Raw genomic sequence first — 23945 nt, 5'->3', positions numbered from 1 at the left:
AGGTGCGTTATGAGTCTGACAATCACGTTGACGGGAACGGGCGGCGCCCAGCTGGTGCCGGTCTTTGGCTGCGACTGCGCGGCGTGTCGCCGGGCGCGCCTGCAGGAGACCTATCGCCGTCGCCCCTGTAGCGCGGTGGTCAAATTCAACGATGCGGTGACGCTGCTGGACGCGGGCATTCCGCACCTGATGGACGACTGGCCCGCAGGCAGCTTCCAGCAGTTTTTGCTCACGCACTACCATATGGATCACGTTCAGGGTCTCTTTCCCCTGCGCTGGGGCGTTGGCGCGACGATTCCGGTTTACGGTCCGCCGGACGAAGCAGGATGCGACGACCTGTTTAAACATCCGGGTATTCTGGATTTCAGCCACACGGTCGAACCGTTTGTGATGTTTGAGCTTCAGGGAATGCGGGTCACGCCGCTGCCGCTCAACCATTCAAAACTGACCTTCGGGTATTTGCTGGAGTCGGCCCACAGCCGCGTAGCCTGGCTTTCCGACACCGCCGGGCTGCCGGAAAAAACGGTGAAGTTCCTGCTCAACAATCAGCCGCAGGCGATGATTATCGACTGCAGCCATGAACCGCGCGACGAGACGCCGCGAAACCATTGCGACTTAAATACCGTGATGGCGCTAAACGAGGCGATTGGCTGCCCGCAGGTGATCCTGACCCACATCAGCCATCAGTTTGACGTGTGGATGATGGATAATCCGCTGCCCGACGGCATTGAAGCGGGGTATGACGGGATTGTATTGGTACTCGACTGAGTTTTGCCGGGTGGCGGCTGCGCCTTACCCGGCCTACGATCCAGGGTTTTGTAGGCCCGCGTAAGCGAAGCGCCACCGGGCTTTAGCCTCGGTCGTAATCGTCCTCTAACCTGCGCTCATCCTCTTCTAACCGACGGCGATCGTCATCCAACTGTCGCTGGCGCTCGTCTAAACGGCGTCGTCTGTCCTCAAGCTGTCGACGACGATCGTCGTACTGTCTGCTGTCGATTTGACGGCTGCGGTCATAACGATCGTCATCGCTGCTGCTGCGACTGCTGCTGGGATTATAGGCATCGTTGATCGCCTGCTGAATGTTGCCAATAGCATCATCAACAATATCGGCATGAGCCAGTTGGCTGGTGAGTGACAGCAGACCGAATAACAGAGCAGTTGAGTAACGTTTCATAAGGCCAGACTCGCAGGTGAACTGACCTTACGATAATGAACGGCAGGGAACGGGGGTAGCGGAGGAATCTCAAATTCAGTTGTGCCCAGGGTCTTCCATCAGCTGATTCGCACGCTGTTTATTTTCTGCGACCAGGACGATGCCATAGCATTTTTGATCCGGCGAATGGCTCCAGATACGATCTTCGGGGATACACCCTCCGTCATAGATAACCTTGCTACCATCATACGGCCAAAATGCTCCCTGCTCGGTATCGAGAACAAATACGGCGATTTGGTCAGACTCGCGGGCAATTTTCTGCCAGAGCATCTTCCCACCCTCATATTGTTCAAAGTCGCTGACAAGCGTCACGCCACACTGTAATACCAGGGCTTCATACAGACGAGTTGCCAGTCCCTTGTCACGCTCGGCGGGATCAACGCAGATACCTTCTACCTGAATAACGCTGGCATCTTCCCAACAGCGCTCGACAGCAATGATATCTTCACCTAAATGCGTTTTACGTTGTAAATCCAGGGCAGCAACAACCCGATGCCGGGGCACCCCATCGAAGGTTTCGATATCCGCTTCAATAATCGCAGCTCTTGGCGTCTGGCTATCAAAAATAACATGTAGCACTCGCCCGGAAAGCTCAAACTCATCAACGAGCTTGAATGACCTTGCTACGGTTTTTGGGCTGTAAGTTGTAGGCATCACAATCATTTGTGAGTCCCCTTTTGTAAGTACCGGCATAGTTCCCTTTATATCCCAATCTGCCAAATTTTGCGCAGGTTAGCATCACCCGGTTTACTCACGCTCTTGATGAATTCCTAAATATCACTTCTTATAAACAGACTTTCCGCAGCGCCTGCGCCAACTGCACCCGCGTAAACGGCTTACGCAGTAACGGAACGTCCGGCAGCTGAGGATTATGCGTGGGTCGTAAATCCTGGCCGCTGATCAGCAGCACCGGAAGCTGCGGATAATGATTACGCACATGGTTTATCACCTCGGCTCCGCTGAGGCTGCCGGGCAACATCAGGTCGCTGATAAACATGCCAATATCCGGTGACGCCGCCAGCATGCTCAGCGCCTGCTCGCCGTTGTCCGCTTCCAGCGTCAGATAGCCGAGCTGATGCAGCTGCTCGCACAGGGTCTGACGGACATCCGCTTCATCCTCCAGCACCAGAACCAGGCGCTCGCTCTCGACGGAGGCGGTGGCTGACAGCGCTTCATCATCTGCAGCGGCGGGCAGCACAGATCGCGGGAGATGAAGCCGGACAGTCGTCCCCTGTCCCGGCGCGCTTTCAATCTCCACGCGCCCACCGGACTGGCGCACAAAGCCATAGACCATCGACAGGCCTAACCCGCTCCCGCTTCCGGTCTGCTTGGTGGTGAAGAACGGTTCAAAGACCCGGGATTTCACCTCCTGCGACATGCCGCTGCCGCGGTCAATGACTTCCAGCGCTACCATATCCTGCCTGCGACCGTCGCTGCGGGTGACGCGCTGATTCCAGGTGCGAATTTTAATCACCCCGCTTTGCCCCTCCATCGCATCGCGGGCGTTCATCACCAGGTTGATGATGGCGTTTTCAAGCTGGCTGACGTCTATCCACGCGGGCCAGGCCGGCGATTGCGCTTCAATCTCCAGGGTCAGGGTGGCGGGCAAGGAGTGGCGCATCAGTTCCCGGAGGTTCTCCAGCAGCGGCAGCATCTCTACCGCATGTGGCGTCAGGGATTGCTTGCGGGAAAACGCCAGCAGGCGCTGGGTCAGTAAGGCGCCACGCTCGGCCGCCTTCAGCGCCCGGGTAATGCGCGGCGCGTCTTTTGATTCGGGGTCGGTCAGCTCAAGACTGCCGATGATCACCGCCAGCAGGTTATTAAAATCATGCGCCAGCCCGCCGGTCAGCTGTCCGACCGCCTTCATCTTCTGGCTATGTAGCAGCGCCTCTTCCAGCCCCTGACGCTCGACGCGGTCGATCTCCATCTGCGTGGTTTTTTCTTTCAGCAGACGCGTGGTGTGCTCAAGCGAGGCGGTATTGCGGGCAAAAACGTTAAACGCGCGCGCCAGTTCACCCAGCTCATCGCGCCGCTGGAGGGCGGGAACGGAAACATCCTGTTCGCCGTGAGCAAGGCGCGACATCGCCCGGGAAATGGCCGTCAGGTTAGAGGCCAGATTGCGGTAGATATACCAGCAGGCGCACCCGGTGATGATCAGCGCCAGGACGGCGAAGATGCTGATAAACACGCTGATGGATTGCAGCTCGTGATGACTCTGGTCAGTACGAAGCCGGGAGGCCTGCGCCACCTGCCCGACGTACTGATTGATGTCGCTGTTGAGGATCGCCACCAGCGCCTTGATGTGGAACATATACCAGCTTATCGCCAGATCGCTCTCTTCCAGCTGCTTCGATAGCGGGGCGAGTTTGCCTAGCTCGGCATTAAAATCAGGCAGAACCTCCTTCACGACCGGCTGTACGGCATTTCGGGGCAGCGTTGCGGCCACTGCGTCCAGTTGATGAACGGTCGCGCGCGGCGAAGGGGTGTCGATGGCAGCAGCGATCAGCCGATCCATCTCCATCAGCTGCTGCGCATCCGGAACATTGCTGCCATAGCGGCGGTTGATGTTCTGCAGATGACGCAGGTAGCTCTGGCTTTGATATAGCGAGCTGAGCAGCGCGTTACGTTCCAGATGGCGTCGCTGCCCGCGCTCAAGCATCTCCGTCACGCTCTGCTGGAGCTCATTGCTTCGCTGAATAATGCGCGCCACCAGCGCCGGCTCCTGCTGCGCCAGCGGCGCATCGGCAAGCTGCTCCAGCGAATGGCGCAGCGCCATTTGCGTCTGCTTCAGGCGCTCGGCTTCGCCTTTGTACTCCAGCGCCCCGACGACCTGCGAGAGCCGCACCGCCGCCGTCGCCACGTTGGCGGTATCGCGGGCCAGGTTCATGCTGCCGGTCATGTCATCCAGCGTTTGCTGCTGAACCTGCTCCTGGATCTGGCTCGCGTGACGAAAGCCGAGTACCGCCACGCCGCTCACCATCAGCGTCACGGCGACCACCAGCAGATTGAAAATCAGCAGGCGTCCGCGGGCGCTGGCGAAAAACGGGGGGCGTGAAGACATGTTGACTCCGTAACTGTGATCCACATTAGCTATTCATAACTATGACAAATATGAACAGCTTCTGACATTTTGCATTTACGCACCTGTGATGAAGTGCAGAAATCGGCATTCACAGGAGATCCGCCATGAGCAGAACCCCGGTATTAGAGATGCGCAGCATTGCCAAAACGTTTGGCAGTTTCCACGCGCTCAAGGGTGTGGATTTGACGGTTTTCCCCGGTGAGATCCACGCGCTGATGGGGGAAAACGGCGCGGGAAAAAGTACGCTGATGAAAATCCTCGCCGGAGCCTATACCGCCACCAGCGGCGAGATCCTGATCGACGGCCAGCCGTTTCATATTAAAGGGCCGAAAGATGCACTGGCCGCGGGCATCACCCTGATTTATCAGGAGATGCAGCTCGCGCCCAATCTGACCGTTGCCGAAAATATCTTCCTCGGCAGCGAGCTGTCGCGCGGCGGGATGGTGCAGCGCAAAGAGATGGCCGCCCAGGCGCAGGCGGTGATTGACCGTCTCGGCGCGCAGTTCAGCGCCACCGACCTGGTGATGAAGCTGACCATCGCCGAGCAGCAGCAGGTGGAGATCGCCCGCGCGCTGCACCGCAATAGCCGCATTCTGGTGATGGATGAACCCACCGCCGCCCTCTCCTCGCGGGAAACGCATCGCCTGTTTGAACTGATTTTGCGCCTGCGCGATGAAGGAATGGCAATCATCTATATCAGCCACCGCATGGCGGAAGTGTATGAACTCTCTGACCGCGTCAGCGTTCTGCGTGACGGGCAGTACGTCGGCAGCCTGACGCGCGACAAGCTGAATGCCTCTGCGCTGGTGCGCATGATGGTGGGCCGCCCGTTAAGCGACCTGTTCAACAAAGAGCGTGATATCCCCCTCGGCAGCCCGCGCCTCAACGTCCACCACCTCACCGACGGTAAAAAAGTACAGCCGTGCAGTTTACAGGTGCGTTCCGGCGAAATCGTCGGGCTGGCGGGGCTGGTCGGGGCCGGACGGTCCGAGCTGGCGCAGCTTATCTTCGGCGTACGTAAAGCCACGGGCGGCATGATTGAGGTCGACGGCGAGCCGGTGGTGATCCACTCCCCGCGTGCGGCCATCGAAAACGGCATCGGTTTTCTCACCGAAAATCGCAAGGAGCAGGGGCTGTTTCTGGAGCTGGCGGCGCAGGAGAACATCACCATGGCGACGCTGGAACGCGATGCCACCTTCGGCATGCTAAACCGTAAAAAAGCCCAGTCGATTTCCGATGATGCCATTGCCCTGCTCAACATCCGCGTGCCGCATTCGCAGGTGCGCGCGGGCGGGCTCTCGGGCGGCAACCAGCAAAAGCTGCTGATCTCCCGCTGGGTGGCCATCGGTCCGCGCATTCTGATTCTGGACGAACCCACGCGCGGCGTGGACGTCGGCGCGAAAAGCGAGATCTACCGCATCATGAACCAGATGGCACGCAAAGGGGTGGCGATTTTGATGATCTCCAGCGAGCTGCCGGAAGTGGTGGGGATGAGCGACCGGGTGTACGTGATGCGCGAAGGCAGCATTGCGGGCGAGCTCCACGGGCGAGACATCTCTCAGGAAAACATCATGACGCTGGCAACCGGCGTGAACGACACTCATCATCAGGCGGTGTAACCATGACACATTCAACCAGTCCGCAGCAGGTGGCGAAATCCGCCTCCGCAAAAAAAATGCTGATGAGCGATCTGATGCAAACGGTCGGTATTTTGCCGATTCTGATCCTGATTGTGGCGGTATTTGGCTTTATTGCCCCGAACTTCTTTACCGAGAGCAACCTGCTCAACATTACCCGTCAGGCGTCGATCAACATCGTGCTGGCGGCGGGAATGACCTTCATCATTTTAACCGGCGGGATTGACCTCTCGGTGGGGTCGATTCTCGGCACCACGGCGGTGGCGGCGATGGTGGTGTCGCTCATTCCCGAATTCGCCGGGCTGTCCATTCCGGCCGCGCTGATGCTCGGCATGGTGCTGGGCCTGTTCAACGGCGCGCTGGTGGCTTTCGCCGGACTGCCGCCCTTCATCGTGACGCTCGGCACCTATACGGCGCTGCGCGGTGCGGCGTATCTGCTGGCCGACGGCACGACGGTCATTAACTCCAACATCAACTTTGAGTGGATCGGCAATAACTATCTCGGCCCGATTCCGTGGCTGGTGGTGATCGCCCTCGCGGTCATCGCTATCTGCTGGTTCATCCTGCGCCGCACCACGCTCGGCGTTCATATCTACGCCGTGGGCGGCAACATGCAGGCGGCGCGCTTAACGGGCATTAAGGTCTGGCTGGTGCTGCTGTTTGTCTACGGTATGAGCGGCCTGCTCTCCGGCCTTGGCGGCGTCATGAGCGCCTCGCGCCTCTACAGCGCCAACGGTAACCTCGGCACAGGCTACGAGCTGGATGCGATTGCGGCGGTGATCCTTGGCGGCACCAGCTTCGTCGGCGGGATCGGCACGATCACCGGCACGCTGGTCGGCGCATTGATCATCGCTACCCTCAACAACGGCATGACGCTGATGGGCGTCTCCTACTTCTGGCAGCTGGTGATCAAAGGGGCGGTGATCATCATAGCGGTGCTGATCGACAAATACCGTACCCGACACCATCAAAGTGCATAACAACAACACCCTACAGCTTCGAGGAAAACCATATGCGTTTGAAACCGTTAGTGACCGCGCTCTGTGCTGGCGCGCTGCTTGCCGCAACGCCGTTTGCGCAGGCAAAAGATCTGAAGTCCATTGGCGTGACGGTGGGCGACCTGGCCAACCCGTTCTTCGTGCAGATCACCAAAGGTGCCGAGCTGGAAGCGCGCAAGCTGGCGGGGGATAACGTCAAGGTGACGCTGGTCTCCAGCGGGTACGATCTGGGCCAGCAGGTGGCGCAGATCGACAACTTTATTGCCGCGAAGGTAGACATGATCATCCTCAACGCCGCGGACTCCAAAGGGATCGGCCCAGCGGTGAAGCGTGCGAAGGACGCCGGGATCGTGGTCGTGGCGGTTGACGTGGCGGCGGAAGGGGCTGATGCCACCATCACCTCCGATAACACCCAGGCGGGCGAAATGGCCTGTAAGTACATTACCGACCGCCTGAAAGGCAAAGGCAACGTGGTGATCATCAACGGACCACCGGTCTCTGCGGTGCAAAACCGCGTGGAAGGTTGTCAGACGGAGTTCAAAAAACACCCGGATATCAAGGTGCTCTCGGATAACCAGAACGCCAAAGGCAGTCGTGAAGGCGGTCTGGAAGTCATGACCTCCCTGCTGGCGGCCAATCCGAAGATCGACGGCGTGTTTGCGATTAACGATCCGACGGCGATCGGCGCCGATCTGGCCGCGAAGCAGGCGCAGCGCAATGAGTTCTTTATCGTCGGCGTGGATGGTTCACCGGACGGTGAGGAAGCGCTGAAGCGTGAAAACTCGTTGTTTGTGGCAACCCCGGCGCAGGATCCGCAGGTGATGGCGGCAAAAGCGGTGGAGATCGGCTATGACATTCTCCAGGGCAAGCCTGCGCCGAAAGCGCCCGTGCTGATCCCGGTGACGATGATCGATAAAAAGAACGTCGGCACGTATAAGGGGTGGACGGTTAAATGATCCTTTTTCCCTCTCCCGCAGGGAGAGGGAACTGTTTTCAAGGAGTCCCCATGAAACGCTCCGACATCAATGAAATCCTCGGCCACACGCGGCAGTTTTTCTCCATGCACGACGTGCATCTCCCGCCGTTTGCCAGCTTTCCGCCAACGAAATGGCAGCAGCTTGACCAGGCCGCGTGGCAGGAAGTGTTCGACCTCAAGCTCGGCTGGGACGTGACGGCGTTCGGCGGCAACAGCTTTGCCGCACAGGGCCTGACGCTGTTTACCCTGCGCAACGGCTCGCCCAACGGGGTGCCATATGAAAAAGGCTATGCCGAAAAAATCATGCACGTGCGGGACGGCCAGGTGACGCCGATGCATTTTCACTGGCGTAAACGAGAAGACATCATCAACCGGGGCGGCGGGAATCTGATTGTAGAATTGTGGAATGCCGGGGCGCATGAAGAGACGGAAAACACCGACGTGACGGTCACCGTCGACGGCTGCCGTCAAACCCACGCCCCCGGCAGCCAGCTGCGCCTCACGCCAGGGGAAAGCATCTGCCTGACGCCCGGTCTTTATCACAGCTTCTGGGGCGAACGCGGCTTCGGCGACGTGCTGGTCGGGGAAGTGTCCTCAATAAACGACGACGAGCACGACAACCACTTTTTGCAGCCCGTTGCCCGCTATAACAACATCGAAGAAGACGAACCGGCGCTGCTGGTGCTGTGCAACGAGTACAACCTGTTTCGGATATAAGGGGTGAATGATGCCATTGATTTCTCTTGCCGACGGTCTTGCGCACGCCCGGAAACATCGCTACGCGCTGGGCGCGTTTAACGTGCTCGACTCCCACTTCCTGCGCGCGCTGTTCGCCGCCGCAAAGCAGGAGCGCTCGCCGTTTATCATCAACATCGCCGAAGTGCACTTTAAGTACGTGTCGCTGGATTCGCTTGTCGAAGCGGTGAAGTTCGAGGCCGCCCGTCACGACATTCCCGTGGTGCTCAATCTCGACCACGGCCTGCATTTCGAGGCGGTGGTGCGCGCCCTGCGCTTAGGGTTCAGCTCGGTGATGTTCGACGGCTCTACGCTGAGCTACGAGGAAAACATTCGCCAGACGCGGGAAGTGGTGAAGATGTGCCACGCGGTGGGCGTCTCGGTGGAGGCGGAGCTGGGCGCGGTTGGGGGCGATGAAGGCGGCGCGCTGTACGGGCATGCGGATGAAGCTTTCTTTACCGACCCGCAGCTGGCGCGCGAATTTGTCGATTCAACCGGCATTGACGCGCTGGCGGTGGCTATCGGCAACGCGCACGGCAAATACAAGGGCGAGCCGAAACTCGATTTCCCCCGCCTGGACGCCATCCGTCAGCAGACGGGGCTGCCGCTGGTTTTACACGGCGGCTCCGGGATTAGCGATGCCGACTTCCGTCGCGCGATTGAGCTGGGCATTCATAAAATCAATTTCTATACCGGCATGTCGCAGGCCGCGCTCGCCGCCGTTGAGCAGCGCATGGCAAAGCGCCAGCCGCTGTATGATGAATTTGCCGAGCTGCTGCTGGGGATAGAAGAGGCGATAACCGATACGGTCGCCGAACAGATGCGCATCTTCGGCAGCGCGGGGCAGGCATAATGGAACGCAAAGGCATCATCGCCGCAGGCAATATGCTGGTGGACCACGTCCACCAGATCGTGCAGTGGCCGGAGCGCGGCTGGCTGGCGGAAATCACCCACAGCGAACGCTCAACCGGTGGCGCGCCGCTCAACGTCCTGCTGACGCTGGCGAAAATGCACGCAGGCCTGCCGCTGCAGGCGGTGGGATTGATTGGCGAAGACGGCGACGGGGACTACATTCTGGCGATGCTCGACCAGTACCACGTCAACCGCCAGCGCGTACAGCGCACCACCTTTGCGCCAACCTCCATGTCGCAGGTGATGACCGATCCCAGCGGACAGCGCACCTTTTTCCACTCGCCGGGCGCCAACCGCCTGCTGGATCTTCCCGCCTTCGATCGCTTAGACGGATCGATGAAGATCTTCCATCTCGGCTACCTGCTGCTGCTCGACAGCCTGGATATGCCCGATGACGAATTCGGCACCCGCAGCGCGCGGCTGCTGGCGCAAATGCGCGACCAGGGGTATGAAACGTCGCTCGATCTGGTGTCCCGCAAGGGCGACCCGCGCTACCAGCCGCTGGTGCTCCCTGCCCTGCGCCATCTTGATTATCTGGTCATTAACGAGCTGGAAGCCGGGGAGTTTAGCGGGCTGGAGATGCGCGACGGCAGCGATGCGCTGAACACAGCCCATATTGCTGAAGCCGCCGCACAGCTGCTGGCAGCAGGCGTTCGTCAGCGGGTTGTGATCCACTGTCCGGAAGGGGCATGGGGGGAAGCGCCGGGTGAGCAAGGTCGCTGGATCCCGTCATGGTTACTGGAGCAGAAAGAGATTATCGGCAGCGTCGGCGCGGGCGATGCGTTTTGCGCGGGGTTTTTATACGGTTGCCATGAATCGCTGCCGCTGACAGAGAGTATTTATCTGGCGCACGCCTGCGCGCGGGCAAGCCTGCTGGCCGCCAACGCGATTGACGGCGCAAAAACGCTGGCCGAGCTGCAGGCGTTTATTCGCGAGAGCGTTTAATTTAACAATAATTGCGATATTTCATTACAGTTCTATGAATTTTACATCCCCGAACTACACTCTCTCCATCTGGCATATTCGGCGTGGGCAGCACTCTGTCCGCACGCTTTTCCGAAATGAGATAGAAAGAGGACAAGGGAAAAATGTTCGCAGCCATCATCATCGGTATTTTCATTATTAGCGTTATTTATGCGCATTCACGTGGCAAAGAAAAACAGACGCTTTCTCGTCAGCTCTTCGACCATTCGACGTTCATGGCCCCCATCAATATGTTTATGACGGCGTTTTCTTCCCTGCCCGCCAGGCAGCCTTTCTTTGAAACAGAACGCTTCCCGGAGCTAAATAAGCTGACGGAAAACTGGCTGGTTATTCGCGAAGAGGCGCTGCGTTTGCAGCATCATATTAAGGCGGCGGAAAATAATAACGACGCTGGCTTTAACACCTTTTTTAAACGCGGCTGGAAACGTTTTTATCTGAAGTGGTATGCCGATGCCCATCCCTCCGCACAGTCTTTATGCCCGGTGACGACCCGGCTGGTAAGTGAAATCCCCTCGGTGAAGGCGGCCATGTTTGCCGAGCTGCCGGCGGGGGCGAAGCTTGGCAAGCACCGGGACCCGTACGCGGGCTCGGTTCGTTACCATCTGGGCTTATTCACACCGAATGACGATCGCTGCTTTATTGAAGTCGACAGGCAGCGTCACAGCTGGCGGGATGGTGAAGCCGTTATTTTTGATGAGACCTACGTCCACTGGGCAGAGAATAAAACGGATCAAACGCGCATTATTCTCTTCTGCGATATTGAGCGTCCGATGAAATGGCGCTGGGCGCAGGCGGTTAACCATTGGGTGGGAACCACGCTAATGTCTGCAGCCAGCTCACCGAATGACGAGAATGACAGCACTGGCGGCATTAACCGCATCTTTAAATACGTTCATGCGGGTCGCGAGCGGGGGCAGCGTCTGAAAAAAAGAAACCGTAAGGCCTATTACGCCCTCAAGTATCTGTGCATCATCACGATTTTTGCCGCCATCATTGTTCCGGCGATAACGTAAGCCTTATGCCGCCTGTTCGGGCCGGCTCACATCGGTGGCAAACACGTAACCCAGCCCGCGTATCGTTTTGATGAGCGCAGGCTGATGCGGGTTAGCCTCTATTTTCCGGCGCAGGCGCATGATCAGCACGTCAATCGTGCGATCGAACACGTCGGCGCTTTCGCTGTGGGTCAGCTCAAGCAGCCGGTCACGGCTCAGCACCCGACGGGCATTTTGCGTGAGCGCCAGCAGCAGGCCGTACTCGCCCTGGGTTAACGGGACGGGATTACGCTGCGGATCGCTCAGCTCACAGCGGGTGGTATCAAGCGTCCATCCGTTAAACGCAATGCCCGCGACGGGCGCTGCAGGGGATTCCGCAGCAAGCACGCCGGTACGGCGCAATACCGCTTTCACGCGGGCGACCACCACGCGCGGGTTGAATGGTTTGCCAATATAATCGTCGGCCCCCATCTCCAGCCCCACCACCACGTCTGACTCACTGCCCAGCCCGGTTAACATCACAACCGGTAGCGCCGGTCGCTGCTTTTGCAGCTGCAGCAGAACCTGCAGGCCGTTGATATCCGGCAGCATCATGTCCAGCAGCACAAGCGCGATATTCGGCTCCTGCTGCACCTGCCGCAGTGCATCCTGGCCGTTATGGCAGACAAGCACGCTAAAGACGTGCTCGCTCAGCACGTCCTGAAGCAGTTCGCAGACTGCCGTATCGTCATCAACCACCAGAATCGCCGGTTTCATCGTATGCTTCCGTCAGGGGATTATGTTAAGTCTGAACCATTCTGCCGTCGGCTCCAGTCAAATGGTTTTTTCAGTGACGGAAATTCAACCCATGTCACATCCACTGCCTTGTCGACACGTCAATTTTGACGATTGGCTGTTTTTTGTCAGGGTTTTCACCGCGAAGGGGTCGTAAAGTCAGGGTATACCCATACGAAAAACATGGCATAGAAGCTGCATAGTGGGTGCGAATGATTCGATTAACTGGAGCAGACTGATGAAAAAAGTCGTCACGGTTTGCCCTTATTGTGCCTCAGGTTGCAAGATCCACCTGGTGGTCGATAACGGCAAAATCGTCCGGGCAGAGGCCGCACAGGGGAAAACCAACCAGGGCACGCTATGCCTGAAAGGTTACTACGGCTGGGATTTTATTAACGATACCCAAATCCTCACCCCGCGCCTGAAAACCCCTATGATCCGCCGCGAGCGCGGCGGCAAGCTGGAAGCCGTCTCCTGGAACGAGGCGCTGGATTACGTCGCCACGCGCCTGAGCGCCATCAAGGCCAAATATGGCCCGGATGCGATTCAGACCACCGGATCTTCCCGCGGTACGGGAAATGAAACCAACTATGTGATGCAAAAATTCGCGCGCGCCGTTATTGGTACCAATAACGTCGACTGCTGCGCTCGCGTCTGACACGGCCCATCGGTTGCAGGTCTGCACCAGTCGGTCGGTAACGGCGCAATGAGCAATGCCATCAACGAGATAGATAATACCGATCTCGTCTTCATCTTTGGTTATAACCCGGCGGATTCTCACCCTATCGTCGCGAACCATGTTATTCGCGCTAAACAGAATGGGGCAAAAATCATCGTCTGCGATCCGCGCAAAATTGAAACCGCGCGCATTGCGGATATGCACATCGCGTTGAAAAACGGCTCGAACATCGCGCTGCTGAACGCAATGGGGCACGTCATCATTGAGGAAAACCTGTACGACCAGGCGTTTGTCGCGACCCGTACGGAAGGCTTTGAAGAGTATAAGAAAATAGTCGAAGGCTATACGCCGGAGTCGGTTGAAGCGATCACCGGCGTCAGCGCGCAGGCGATCCGCCAGGCGGCACGAATGTATGCCGGGGCAAAAACCGCCGCCATCCTCTGGGGTATGGGCGTGACCCAGTTCTACCAGGGTGTGGAGACCGTGCGCTCTCTGACCAGCCTCGCGATGCTGACCGGTAATCTGGGTAAAGCCCACGTTGGTGTGAACCCGGTGCGCGGTCAGAATAACGTGCAGGGCGCCTGCGATATGGGCGCGCTGCCGGATACTTATCCTGGCTATCAATACGTGAAGTTCCCGGAGAACCGCGCCAAATTCGCGAAAGCCTGGGGCGTGGAAAGCCTGCCGGAACACACCGGGTACCGCATCAGCGAGCTGCCGCACCGCGCGGCGCATGGCGAAGTGCGTGCGGCCTACATCATGGGTGAAGATCCGCTCCAGACCGACGCTGAGCTGTCTGCGGTGCGCAAAGGGTTCGAGGATCTGGAGCTGGTGATTGTCCAGGATATCTTCATGACCAAAACCGCGGCGGCGGCGGATGTGATTTTACCGTCGACCTCCTGGGGCGAACATGAAGGCGTCTACACGGCGGCAGACCGCGGCTTCCAGCGCTTCTTTAAGGCGGTCGAGCCGAAGTGGGACCTGAAAACGGACTGGCAGATCATCAGCGAAATCGCCACCCGCATGGGCTACCCGATGCACTACAACAACACCCAGGAGATCTGGGACGAGTTGCGCAGCCTGTGTCCGGACTTCTACGGGGCAACCTATGAAAAAATGGGTGAGCTGGGGTATATCCAGTGGCCGTGCCGCGATGAGTCAGAGACCGACCAGGGGACGTCGTACCTCTTTAAAGAGAAGTTCGACACCCCGAATGGGCTGGCGCAGTTCTTCACCTGCGACTGGGTCGCGCCGATCGATAAACTCACTGACGAGTATCCGATGGTGCTCTCCACCGTACGTGAGGTGGGGCACTACTCCTGTCGTTCGATGACCGGTAACTGCGCCGCGCTGGCGGCGCTGGCGGACGAACCGGGCTATGCGCAAATCAATACCGCCGACGCGCAGCGCCTTGGTATTGAGGACGACGCGCTGGTGTGGGTGAACTCGCGCAAAGGGCGGATCATCACCCGAGCGCAGGTCAGCGATCGTCCAAACAAAGGGGCGGTCTATATGACCTACCAGTGGTGGATTGGTGCCTGCAACGAGCTGGTAACAGAGAACTTAAGTCCGATAACCAAAACGCCGGAGTATAAATACTGCGCCGTTAACGTTGAGCCGATTGCGGATCAGCACGCGGCGGAACAGTACGTGATCGACGAATATAACAAGCTGAAAGCCCGGCTGCGCGAAAGCGCAATGGGTTGAAGCCGTTAATTCATCGATGAATAAAGGGAGTGAAATATTCACTCCCTTTTTATTTCCGGTTGGCTTATCAATAATATCAATTATTATTCTGGAAAGCGGTTCTCAGAAATAATGTAATTTTCGCGAAAAGGAATTACATCTTTGCATTTTAATTCAGAGGGATAAGATGTGCGGCGGGTGCTTAAGACTTTCTGTCTTGAGCATTGTTGAGGGACAGAAAGTAGAAAGCCCCGGGAAATTTTCATTTACCCGAGGCTACTCCCTCAACTCCGACAAGTTGAGAGTAGCCTCTTATTCTTTTTTTGACAAGGAGTAAAAGGCATGACGCCATTAAAAACTGCGTTAGGCATCGTCTTTATTATTTGCCTGACGATAGTGATCTTTACCTTTATTACTCGCGGTAGGCTCTGCGAGTTTTCAATAAAGAGTGAGCATCAGGAGGTGGCGGCTAAATTAGCCTGCAACCCAGGCTAACCTCTGCGGGCGGAACAACGGTTCCGCCCGGCTTGTAGGATGCTGAGGTCTTAATGCACCCATTTTTTTCTTTTGCGCCCGCGATTATACTGCGCGGCGTGTACCCAGATGATAAGAATCCATGAAAGCCATTTTTCTGTTGTTAGTGTTTTTAACGTCCTTCGCCCGCGCGGATGAGATAGGCAGCCAGTATCAGAAGCAGGCGGAAGCCGGCGATGCGCGTGCCCAGTATTATCTTGCCGATACGTACTTCAGCTCCGGCGACAGCAAGCAGGCCGCGCTGTGGGCCGAGAAAGCCGCGAAAGGTGGCGATGTCGACGCCATGGCGCTGCTCTCGCAAATCCTTTTTACGCAGGGCGATTACGCACAGGCCAAAGCCCTGGCGCAACAGGCAAACATTGCTGGCAGCAAACGCGGCGCGATCATGCTGGCGCGCATTCTGGTGAATACTCAGGCGGGGAAAACTGACTATCCCCAGGCCATCAGACTGCTGCAAACGGCAACCGAAGATATCGACAGTGACTCTGCGGTCGATGCGCAGCTGCTGCTGGGGCTGATTTATGCCAACGGCGTAGAGGTGGCGCAGGATGACGTGCAGGCCGCCTCGTGGTTCAAGCGGAGTTCAGCCCTTTCGCGTACGGGCTACGCCGAGTACTGGGCGGGGATGTTGTTCAGGCAGGGTGAGAAAGGCTTTATCACGCCAAATAAGCAGAAAGCACTGTACTGGTTGAACCTGAGCTGCACTGAAGGGTTTGATACGGGATGCGAAGAGTTTGATGCGTTAAGCGGGGAGTAAAGTGCCGGGTGGCGGCTTCGCCTTACCCGGCCTACAAAACCCGTAGGCCCGGTAAGCGCAGCGCCACCGGGCTTAGGATGTTACTGGTCAGCCGTCTTATCAAAACGACCCAGCACTTCGCGTTCATACGCCAGCGCTTTTTTGCGGTCGAATTTGTGCTCCCACTTGGCGATAACCAGCACCGCCAGGGCATTGCCCACCACGTTCAGCGCCGTACGCGCCATGTCGAGGATACGGTCCACACCCGCAATAAAGGCCAGGCCTTCGAGCGGAATACCGACACTGCCAAGCGTTGCCAGCAGCACCACGAACGAAACGCCCGGAACGCCTGCAATACCTTTGGACGTCACCATCAGCGTCAGTACCAGTACGATCTCCTGCCACAGCGACAGGTCAATGCCGTACAGCTGCGCAATAAAGATAGCGGCGATACTCTGGTACAGCGTTGAGCCGTCCAGGTTAAAGGAGTAACCGGTCGGCACCACGAAGCTGGTGATCGACGCTGGCGCGCCGTAGGCTTCCATCTTCTCAATAATACGCGGCAGCACGCTCTCAGAGCTTGCCGTGGAGTAGGCCAGAATCAGCTCATCTTTCAGGATACGAATCAGGATCCAGATGCTCAGCCCGCACAGACGTGCCACGATCCCCAGGACCACCAGCGCGAAGAACAGGATGGCGAAGTGCACCAGGATCACCAGCTTCGCCAGCGGCCACAGGGAGGCAAAACCGAAGTTCGCCACGGTGACGGCAATAAGCGCGAACACCCCTACCGGCGCGTAGCGCATCACCATGTGGGTCACTTTAAACATGGTTTCGGAGATAGAGCGGAACACGGTGACCAGCGGCTCACGGTGCGTCGCCGGCAGAGAAGAGAGCCCCAGACCAAACAGCACCGAGAAGAAGATAATCGGCAGCATCTCGCCCTTCGCCATCGACGCCACGATGTTGGTCGGCACCAGCGACAGGATCGTGCCCATCAGGCCGTGCGCGTGGCTCTGCACGTCAGCGGTCGTACTTTGGTATTTCGAAATATCCACCGTAGCCAGCTGCGACATATCAATCCCGGAACCCGGCTGGAACACGTTCGCCAGGGTGATACCGAGAATGATCGCCACCGTAGTGATCACTTCGAAATAGATAATGGTTTTCGCACCAATACGACCTAACTGCTTCGCATCGCCGACGCCTGCAATACCGACCACCAGCGTTGAGATCACAATCGGTACCACAATCATCTTGATCAGATGAATAAAGATATCCCCTGCCGGAGAGAGCAGGTTCGCAATCAGCCATTCGCGGCTGTCGCTGTGATAGTGAAGGTAACTGCCCAGCAAGATGCCCAGCACAAGGGCGATTAAGATCTGCCAGGCAAGGCTGACTTTAACGTTTTTCATAGAAACTGACTTCCTCAATGAGCGCCTTATTCACGCAAACTGCATGAATATGGAGACATACTGAAAGGGTATGAATTGTGTTGCGTTGGTTTATGGGATTTTTTAACGCGGCGTATGAGTATCATTTGCGCGACCTGTTGCGCAAGCCTTAAAGAACGACGCGTTTCACTCACAAAAGCGACGATGACGGGAGTTTGTTCTACTTCTTATAAATAACCTTTTGTTATAAAAACGCTTTTTTAAACATAAATGTGAATAATCGTCAGCATAAATTATTTTCCTTCAAAGTTTCATTCGCTCATTTTTCATACTCTTCAAACAATGCGTGATCTGTAGCCCAAATACTAAACAAAGCTTGTAAAGCCCCTACAATTAACGTTTTTGCGACATATTATTAACATCTTACAAGGAGAAAAAAAGCCATGAGCCAAATCCACAAACATGACATTCCCGCAAATATTGCGGACCGTTGCCTGATCACCCCGGAGCAGTACCACGAGAAATATCAGCAATCTATCACCGCCCCGGACACCTTCTGGGGTGAGCAGGGCCATATCCTTGACTGGATCAAACCTTATCAGAAGGTGAAGAACACCTCCTTTGCGCCCGGCAATGTCTCCATTAAATGGTATGAAGATGGCACCCTGAACCTGGCGGCGAACTGCCTTGATCGTCACCTTGCCGAGCGCGGGAATGAGACGGCGATTATCTGGGAAGGCGATGATGCCTCGCAGAGCAAACATATTACCTATAAAGAACTGCACCGTGACGTATGCCGCTTCGCCAACGTTCTGCTGGAAAAAGGCATTCAAAAAGGCGACGTGGTCGCTATCTATATGCCGATGGTGCCGGAAGCGGCGGTGGCCATGCTGGCCTGCGCGCGCATCGGTGCGATTCACTCAGTGATTTTTGGTGGGTTCTCGCCAGAGGCGGTTGCGGGTCGTATTGTCGATTCAAGTTCAAAACTGGTGATCACCGCCGATGAAGGCGTGCGCGCCGGACGCGGTATCCCTCTGAAGAAAAACGTCGACGAAGCGTTGAAAAACCCGAACGTCAAAACGGTCAGCAACGTCATCGTCCTTAAGCGTACCGGCGGCAAGATCGACTGGAACGAAGGTCGCGACCTGTGGTGGAGCGACCTGATTGAAAAAGCGAGCGACCAGCATCAGCCGGAAGAGATGAACGCAGAAGATCCGCTGTTCATTCTTTATACCTCCGGCTCCACCGGTAAGCCAAAAGGCGTACTGCACACCACCGGCGGCTATCTGGTCTATGCGGCCACCACCTTCAAATACGTCTTCGACTACCATCCGGGCGACATCTACTGGTGTACCGCCGACGTGGGCTGGGTCACCGGACACAGCTACCTGCTGTACGGCCCGCTGGCCTGTGGCGCAACAACGCTGATGTTTGAGGGCGTACCCAACTGGCCGACCCCGGCGCGTATGTGCCAGGTGGTCGATAAGCACCAGGTCAATATTCTCTACACCGCGCCAACGGCGATCCGCGCATTAATGGCGGAAGGCGACAAAGCCATCGAAGGCACCGACCGCTCTTCATTGCGCATCCTCGGTTCCGTGGGCGAGCCCATTAACCCGGAAGCCTGGGAGTGGTACTGGAAGAAAATCGGCAACGAGAAATGCCCGGTGATGGACACCTGGTGGCAGACCGAAACCGGCGGCTTTATGATCACCCCGATGCCGGGCGCCACGCAACTGAAGGCCGGTTCCGCGACCCGTCCGTTCTTCGGCGTGCAGCCTGCGCTGGTGGATAATGAAGGCAACCCACTGGAAGGCGCCACCGAAGGCAACCTGGTGATCACAGACTCCTGGCCGGGTCAGGCGCGTACCCTGTTCGGCGATCACGATCGCTTCGAGCAGACTTACTTCTCGACCTTTAAAAACATGTACTTCAGCGGCGACGGCGCGCGTCGTGACGAAGATGGCTATTACTGGATAACCGGGCGCGTGGACGACGTGCTTAACGTCTCCGGCCACCGTCTGGGCACCGCGGAGATTGAATCAGCGCTGGTGTCGCATCCGAAGATTGCCGAAGCCGCCGTTGTCGGTATTCCGCACAACATCAAAGGCCAGGCGATTTACGCCTATGTCACCCTGAACCACGGGGAAGAGCCGTCGCCAGAGCTCTACGCTGAGGTGCGCAACTGGGTGCGTAAAGAGATTGGCCCGCTGGCAACGCCGGACGTGCTGCACTGGACCGATTCGCTGCCGAAAACCCGCTCCGGCAAAATTATGCGTCGTATCTTGCGCAAAATCGCGGCAGGGGACACCAGCAACCTCGGTGATACCTCAACGCTCGCGGATCCTGGCGTGGTGGAAAAACTGCTCGAAGAGAAGCAGGCCATCGCAATGCCATCGTAATCTTTTCTCCCTCTCCCCGTGGGAGAGGGCCGGGGTGAGGGCATCAGACCGCACCTTCCTCCCCTCACCCTCTCCCCATAGGGGAGAGGGGATAAAACAAACCAACCTTACCTCTGGAGAACTCTGTGATGAATAACGATATTTGTCAGCAGATAGAGAATAGTGCGCACTACAGGGAGCTCGTCGATAAGCGGCAACGGTTTGCCTTCATCCTTTCCATCATCATGCTGATTATCTATGTCGGCTTTATTTTGCTGATCGCCTTTGCCCCACACTGGCTGGGCACCCCGTTGCACGAGGGGACCAGCGTGACGCGCGGCATTCCGATTGGCATTGGCGTGATTGTGATTTCATTCTTGCTGACCGGCGTCTACGTCTGGCGCGCGAACGGTGAATTCGATCGTCTTAATAAAGCGGTACTGCAAGAGGTAAAAGCATCATGAAGCGAGTTCTGACGGCGCTCGCCGCCACACTTCCCTTTGCCGCCCACGCGGCGGATGCCATTACCGGCGAGGTACAGCGCCAGCCGACCAACTGGCAGGCGATTGTGATGTTCCTGATTTTCGTGGTGCTGACGCTGTATATCACTTACTGGGCGTCGAAACGCGTGCGCTCCCGTAACGATTACTACACCGCAGGCGGCAACATTACCGGCTTCCAGAACGGGCTGGCAATTGCGGGTGACTTTATGTCTGCCGCCTCCTTCCTTGGCATCTCCGCGCTGGTGTACACCTCCGGCTATGACGGCCTGATTTACTCCCTCGGCTTCCTCGTCGGCTGGCCGATCATTCTGTTCCTGATTGCCGAGCGCCTGCGCAACCTGGGCCGCTATACCTTCGCCGACGTGGCCTCGTATCGCCTGAAGCAGGGGCCGATTCGCACCCTCTCCGCCTGCGGCTCGCTGGTGGTAGTGGCGCTGTATCTGATTGCGCAGATGGTGGGCGCGGGTAAATTGATCCAACTGCTGTTCGGCCTGAACTACCACATCGCGGTGGTGCTGGTGGGCGTACTGATGGTGATGTACGTGCTGTTCGGCGGCATGCTGGCGACGACTTGGGTGCAGATCATCAAAGCCGTGCTGCTGCTGTTCGGCGCCAGCTTTATGGCCTTTATGGTGATGAAGCACGTCGGCTTCAGCTTCAATAACCTGTTTACCGAAGCCATGGCGGTCCACCCGAAAGGGGAAGCGATCATGAGCCCGGGCGGGCTGGTGAAAGACCCGATATCGGCGCTTTCACTGGGTCTCGGACTGATGTTCGGTACCGCGGGTCTGCCGCATATTCTGATGCGCTTCTTCACCGTGAGCGACGCGCGTGAAGCGCGCAAGAGCGTCTTCTACGCCACCGGTTTCATGGGTTACTTCTACATTCTGACCTTTATCATCGGCTTTGGCGCGATCATGCTGGTGGGGGCGAACCCGGCATTTAAAGATGCCGCAGGCGCGCTGATTGGCGGTAACAACATGGCGGCGGTGCACCTGGCGGACGCGGTGGGCGGTAACCTGTTCCTCGGCTTTATCTCTGCCGTGGCTTTCGCCACCATTCTTGCGGTGGTTGCGGGTCTGACGCTGGCCGGGGCGTCGGCGGTCTCGCATGACCTCTACGCCAACGTCTTCCGCAAAGGCGCGAGCGAGCGCGATGAGCTGAAGGTCTCCAAAATCACCGTGCTGGTGCTGGGCGTGGTGGCGATTCTGTTAGGCATTCTGTTCGAGAAGCAAAACATCGCCTTTATGGTGGGACTGGCCTTCTCCATTGCGGCAAGCTGTAACTTCCCGATCATCCTGCTCTCCATGTACTGGTCGAAACTGACCACCCGTGGCGCGATGATTGGCGGCTGGCTGGGGCTGCTGACGGCGGTGATCCTGATGATTCTGGGCCCGACGATCTGGGTGCAGATCCTCGGTCACGCAAGCGCCATCTTCCCGTATGAATACCCGGCACTGTTCTCCATTGCCGTGGCGTTTATCGGCATCTGGTTCTTCTCGGCCACCGACAATTCGCCGGAGGGTAATCTGGAGCGCGAAAAATTCCGCGCCCAGTTTATTCGTTCACAAACCGGTCTCGGCGTCGAGCAGGGCCGCGCGCACTAAGCCTTTCTCCCCGGCCATTCTGGCCGGGGAGCTTAAAACATCACCCACGCCACCAGCGGTGCAACCAGCACCATCACCACGCCCGACAGCATCATCACCAGGCTCGCGACAACGCCCTCCTGCTGGCCCAGCTCATACGAACGTGCCGTACCCGCGCCGTGCGACGCCGCGCCGAACCCTGCCCCTTTCGCCATGCCTTCGCGAATGGAAAGCCGCAGGAACAGCATATCGCCCACTGCCATCCCAAAGACGCCCGTCACCACCACAAACAGCGCCACCAGGTCCGGCTGCCCGCCGAGGGGTTTAGCCGCCGCCAGCGCAAACGGCGTGGTCACCGAGCGCACGGCCAGGCTGCGCTGAATTTCATCGGGCAGCGTAAACAGTCTCGCCAGCCAGACGGAGCTACAGACCGCGACCACCGTGGCGGTGATCACCCCTGCGCTGAGCGACATCCAGTGGCGTTTGATAATCGCCAGGTTGTCGTAAACGGGCACGGCAAAGGCGATGGTCGCCGGGCCGAGCAGCCACAGCAGCCAGTGGGATTCGCCAATGTAGTTCTGCCAGGAAATGTGGCCAAAGACCAGCATCAGCACCAGCAGGATCGGCGTGAAGACCAGCGGCATCAGCGGCAGGGCGTGAAAACGACGATACAGCCGCTTGTTGGCAAAGTAGATCCCGAGCGTCGCAATCAGGCACAAGACGCTTATCTGAAAGTTAGTCATGTTTGTGCCTGCTGATTTCAAAGCGGTAGACTTTATCCACCACCCAGGCGGTCGCCCCCAGCACCATCAACGTACTCAGCGCGATCACCGCAAAGATTCGCCAGCCGTCCACCATCAGCAGCTGCGCATAGTTCACCACCGCCACCACGGCGGGGACAAAGAACAGCAGCATCTCCGCCAGCAGCCAGCGCGCCCCGGCGCGCACCCAGTTAAGGGGGATCACGCGACACAGAATAAGCGTAAGCATCAGCAGCATCCCCACCAGGTTGGCAGGCAGCGGCAGGTGGAGCCAGCCGACAAGATATTCAGCAAAAACAAACAGTCCCGCGTAGAGCAGTACCTGAACCGGGACCTGGAGTCGTTGAACAACGGCAGGCGTAACACGGCTTAACGCCACGGCCATGGGGGTTTTCCTCAAAAATGAGACGAGGCGCCAGTATAGTGAGCGCACGGTGTGGACTGAAATGAATTAAAATCATCAAAGGTATAGTTTCGAGGAATAATCATGGACATAAGAACGCTGCGCTATTTTGTCGAAGTGGTTCGTCAGCAAAGTTTTACCCGCGCAGCGGAGAAGTTGTTTGTCACCCAACCCACCATCAGCAAGATGCTGAAAAACCTCGAAGATGAACTGAACTGTACCCTGCTGATCCGCGACGGGCGCAAGCTTTTGCTGACCGACACCGGACGCGTGGTGTTCGAACGCGGGCTGGCGATTCTGGCGGAGTTCCGCCAACTGGAAGCGGAGCTGGACGATATAAACCATTTGACCAAAGGGGTGCTTCGCCTCGGCATTCCCCCGATGGTCGGCATGATGATGGCCGGGCCGATTAGCCTGTTTCGCCAGCGTTATCCCGGCGTAGAGCTGAAGATTTCGGAGTTTGGTGGGTTAACCGTCCAGCAGGCCGTCACCAACGGCGAGCTCGACGTAGCAATGACCGCCCTCCCCGTTGAGGAAGAGAGCGGCCTGGCGACGCTTCCGCTCTTTAGCCACCCGCTGTGCGTGCTGGTGCCCCGCTCCGGCGACTGGCTGAAGAGGGAGTCGGTGAAGCCTGAACTGCTCGGCGAGCACCCTCTGCTGATCTACAACGAAGACTTCGCCCTCAGCCGCCAGCTGATGACGCTGTTTAACCAGCATAACGTGAAGCCACGCATTGCGGTACGCAGCGGGCAGTGGGATTTCCTGGCGGCGATGGTGCAGGCCGGCGTGGGGATTGCCATTCTGCCACAGCCGATTTGCGAGCGTCTGGATAAAAACACGCTGCGCTGGATCCCGCTGGAGAGCGATCTGCACTGGCAGTTGGGGATGATCTGGCGTGAAGGGGTGTATTTGTCGCAGAGCGCGCAGGCGTGGCTGCAGTGTTGTGAGGGGTTTTGGGTGCGGTCTGAATAGTGCCCGG

The 23945-nt window shown here is 57.7% G+C and carries 22 protein-coding genes; 15 read left to right on the top strand and 7 right to left on the bottom strand.

The genetic code is table 11. The annotated features are described in order from the left end of the window. Positions 1–9: 9 nt before the first annotated feature. A complete protein-coding gene (phnP, locus tag P349_RS02900; RefSeq protein WP_032650639.1) occupies positions 10–768 on the top strand; it encodes a phosphonate metabolism protein PhnP in 759 nt (252 codons plus the stop codon). Positions 769–850: 82 nt separating this feature from the next. Here the strand turns inward: phnP and yjdP are convergent, their stop codons facing one another. The 3 genes from yjdP to P349_RS02915 form a co-directional block, all read right to left on the bottom strand. Next, entirely contained in the window at positions 851–1174 is a 324-nt protein-coding gene (gene yjdP, locus P349_RS02905; RefSeq protein ID WP_032650638.1) for a DDRRRQL repeat protein YjdP, read from the bottom strand. Positions 1175–1249: 75 nt separating this feature from the next. After that, positions 1250–1876, bottom strand: coding sequence for a GNAT family N-acetyltransferase (locus P349_RS02910; RefSeq protein WP_032650635.1), 627 nt, complete (start codon positions 1874–1876; stop codon positions 1250–1252). Between the two features lie 121 nt (positions 1877–1997). Next, positions 1998–4274: an ATP-binding protein gene (locus P349_RS02915; RefSeq protein WP_032650633.1), complete on the bottom strand. Its 2277-nt coding sequence runs from the start codon at positions 4272–4274 to the stop codon at positions 1998–2000. A 125-nt stretch (positions 4275–4399) separates the two neighbouring features. Here P349_RS02915 and P349_RS02920 point away from each other — a divergent pair, with 125 nt between their 5' ends. From P349_RS02920 to lpxO, 7 genes are all read left to right on the top strand, one after another. Next, positions 4400–5914: a sugar ABC transporter ATP-binding protein gene (locus P349_RS02920; protein WP_032650631.1), complete on the top strand. Its 1515-nt coding sequence runs from the start codon at positions 4400–4402 to the stop codon at positions 5912–5914. 2 nt (positions 5915–5916) lie between these two features. Beyond that, the gene (locus P349_RS02925; protein WP_032650629.1) at positions 5917–6912 is read left to right on the top strand and encodes an ABC transporter permease subunit; all 996 of its coding nucleotides are present in this window, start codon (positions 5917–5919) and stop codon (positions 6910–6912) included. Positions 6913–6944: 32 nt separating this feature from the next. Then, positions 6945–7886 (top strand): ABC transporter substrate-binding protein, encoded by a 942-nt coding sequence (locus P349_RS02930; RefSeq protein WP_021242935.1) that lies wholly within the window; start codon positions 6945–6947, stop codon positions 7884–7886. Positions 7887–7936: 50 nt separating this feature from the next. Beyond that, positions 7937–8623 carry a D-lyxose/D-mannose isomerase gene (locus P349_RS02935; protein WP_032650626.1) on the top strand — a complete coding sequence of 229 codons (687 nt, stop codon included), beginning with the start codon at positions 7937–7939 and terminating at the stop codon, positions 8621–8623. Positions 8624–8633: 10 nt separating this feature from the next. After that, complete coding sequence (locus P349_RS02940) at positions 8634–9494, top strand: ketose 1,6-bisphosphate aldolase (protein WP_032650623.1); 861 nt, start codon at positions 8634–8636, stop codon at positions 9492–9494. Further along, the gene (locus P349_RS02945; RefSeq protein ID WP_032650620.1) at positions 9494–10498 is read left to right on the top strand and encodes a carbohydrate kinase family protein; all 1005 of its coding nucleotides are present in this window, start codon (positions 9494–9496) and stop codon (positions 10496–10498) included. Before P349_RS02940 ends, P349_RS02945 begins: the two co-directional genes overlap by 1 nt. Before the next feature lie 143 nt (positions 10499–10641). After that, on the top strand, positions 10642–11550 hold the full coding sequence (gene lpxO / locus P349_RS02950) for a lipid A hydroxylase LpxO (protein ID WP_032650618.1): 909 nt from the start codon (positions 10642–10644) through the stop codon (positions 11548–11550). A 3-nt stretch (positions 11551–11553) separates the two neighbouring features. Here the strand turns inward: lpxO and P349_RS02955 are convergent, their stop codons facing one another. Then, positions 11554–12285, bottom strand: a complete 732-nt coding sequence (locus tag P349_RS02955) for a response regulator (RefSeq protein ID WP_024906738.1) — start codon at positions 12283–12285, stop codon at positions 11554–11556. 256 nt (positions 12286–12541) lie between these two features. On the opposite strand from P349_RS02955, the gene fdhF reads away from it, so the two are divergent. The 3 genes from fdhF (at position 12542) to P349_RS02975 (ending at position 15959) form a co-directional block, all read left to right on the top strand. Further along, positions 12542–14689 (top strand): formate dehydrogenase subunit alpha, encoded by a 2148-nt coding sequence (gene fdhF, locus P349_RS02965; RefSeq protein ID WP_081758227.1) that lies wholly within the window; start codon positions 12542–12544, stop codon positions 14687–14689. 321 nt (positions 14690–15010) lie between these two features. Then, positions 15011–15163 carry a Hok/Gef family protein gene (locus P349_RS02970; protein WP_032650616.1) on the top strand — a complete coding sequence of 51 codons (153 nt, stop codon included), beginning with the start codon at positions 15011–15013 and terminating at the stop codon, positions 15161–15163. Between the two features lie 121 nt (positions 15164–15284). Further along, complete coding sequence (locus P349_RS02975; protein WP_032650614.1) at positions 15285–15959, top strand: tetratricopeptide repeat protein; 675 nt, start codon at positions 15285–15287, stop codon at positions 15957–15959. 80 nt (positions 15960–16039) lie between these two features. On the opposite strand, the gene gltP is transcribed toward P349_RS02975, so the two are convergent. Continuing rightward, positions 16040–17353, bottom strand: a complete 1314-nt coding sequence (gene gltP / locus P349_RS02980; RefSeq protein WP_024906735.1) for a glutamate/aspartate:proton symporter GltP — start codon at positions 17351–17353, stop codon at positions 16040–16042. A gap of 422 nt (positions 17354–17775) precedes the next feature. Between gltP and acs the strand changes: the two genes are divergently transcribed. The 3 genes from acs (at position 17776) to actP (ending at position 21823) form a co-directional block, all read left to right on the top strand. After that, positions 17776–19734: an acetate--CoA ligase gene (gene acs / locus P349_RS02985; RefSeq protein WP_032650613.1), complete on the top strand. Its 1959-nt coding sequence runs from the start codon at positions 17776–17778 to the stop codon at positions 19732–19734. Between the two features lie 128 nt (positions 19735–19862). After that, the gene (locus tag P349_RS02990) at positions 19863–20177 is read left to right on the top strand and encodes a DUF485 domain-containing protein (RefSeq protein ID WP_024906733.1); all 315 of its coding nucleotides are present in this window, start codon (positions 19863–19865) and stop codon (positions 20175–20177) included. Continuing rightward, a complete protein-coding gene (gene actP / locus P349_RS02995; RefSeq protein WP_024906732.1) occupies positions 20174–21823 on the top strand; it encodes a cation/acetate symporter ActP in 1650 nt (549 codons plus the stop codon). Before P349_RS02990 ends, actP begins: the two co-directional genes overlap by 4 nt. Positions 21824–21855: 32 nt before the next feature. On the opposite strand, the gene P349_RS03000 is transcribed toward actP, so the two are convergent. Next, positions 21856–22545 carry an LrgB family protein gene (locus tag P349_RS03000; protein ID WP_024906731.1) on the bottom strand — a complete coding sequence of 230 codons (690 nt, stop codon included), beginning with the start codon at positions 22543–22545 and terminating at the stop codon, positions 21856–21858. Next, positions 22538–22948 (bottom strand): CidA/LrgA family protein, encoded by a 411-nt coding sequence (locus P349_RS03005; RefSeq protein WP_021242769.1) that lies wholly within the window; start codon positions 22946–22948, stop codon positions 22538–22540. The genes P349_RS03000 and P349_RS03005 overlap by 8 nt, the downstream gene beginning before the upstream one ends. A gap of 102 nt (positions 22949–23050) precedes the next feature. Here P349_RS03005 and P349_RS03010 point away from each other — a divergent pair, with 102 nt between their 5' ends. Next, entirely contained in the window at positions 23051–23938 is an 888-nt protein-coding gene (locus P349_RS03010) for a LysR family transcriptional regulator (RefSeq protein WP_024906729.1), read from the top strand. The last annotated feature ends 7 nt before the right edge of the window (positions 23939–23945 follow it).

The organism is Enterobacter sp. DC4, assembly GCF_000568095.1.
Lineage (GTDB): Bacteria > Pseudomonadota > Gammaproteobacteria > Enterobacterales > Enterobacteriaceae > Enterobacter > Enterobacter pseudoroggenkampii.
The sequence above is the reverse complement of the archived record's forward strand: the minus strand, read 5'-3'. Positions and strand labels throughout refer to the sequence as shown.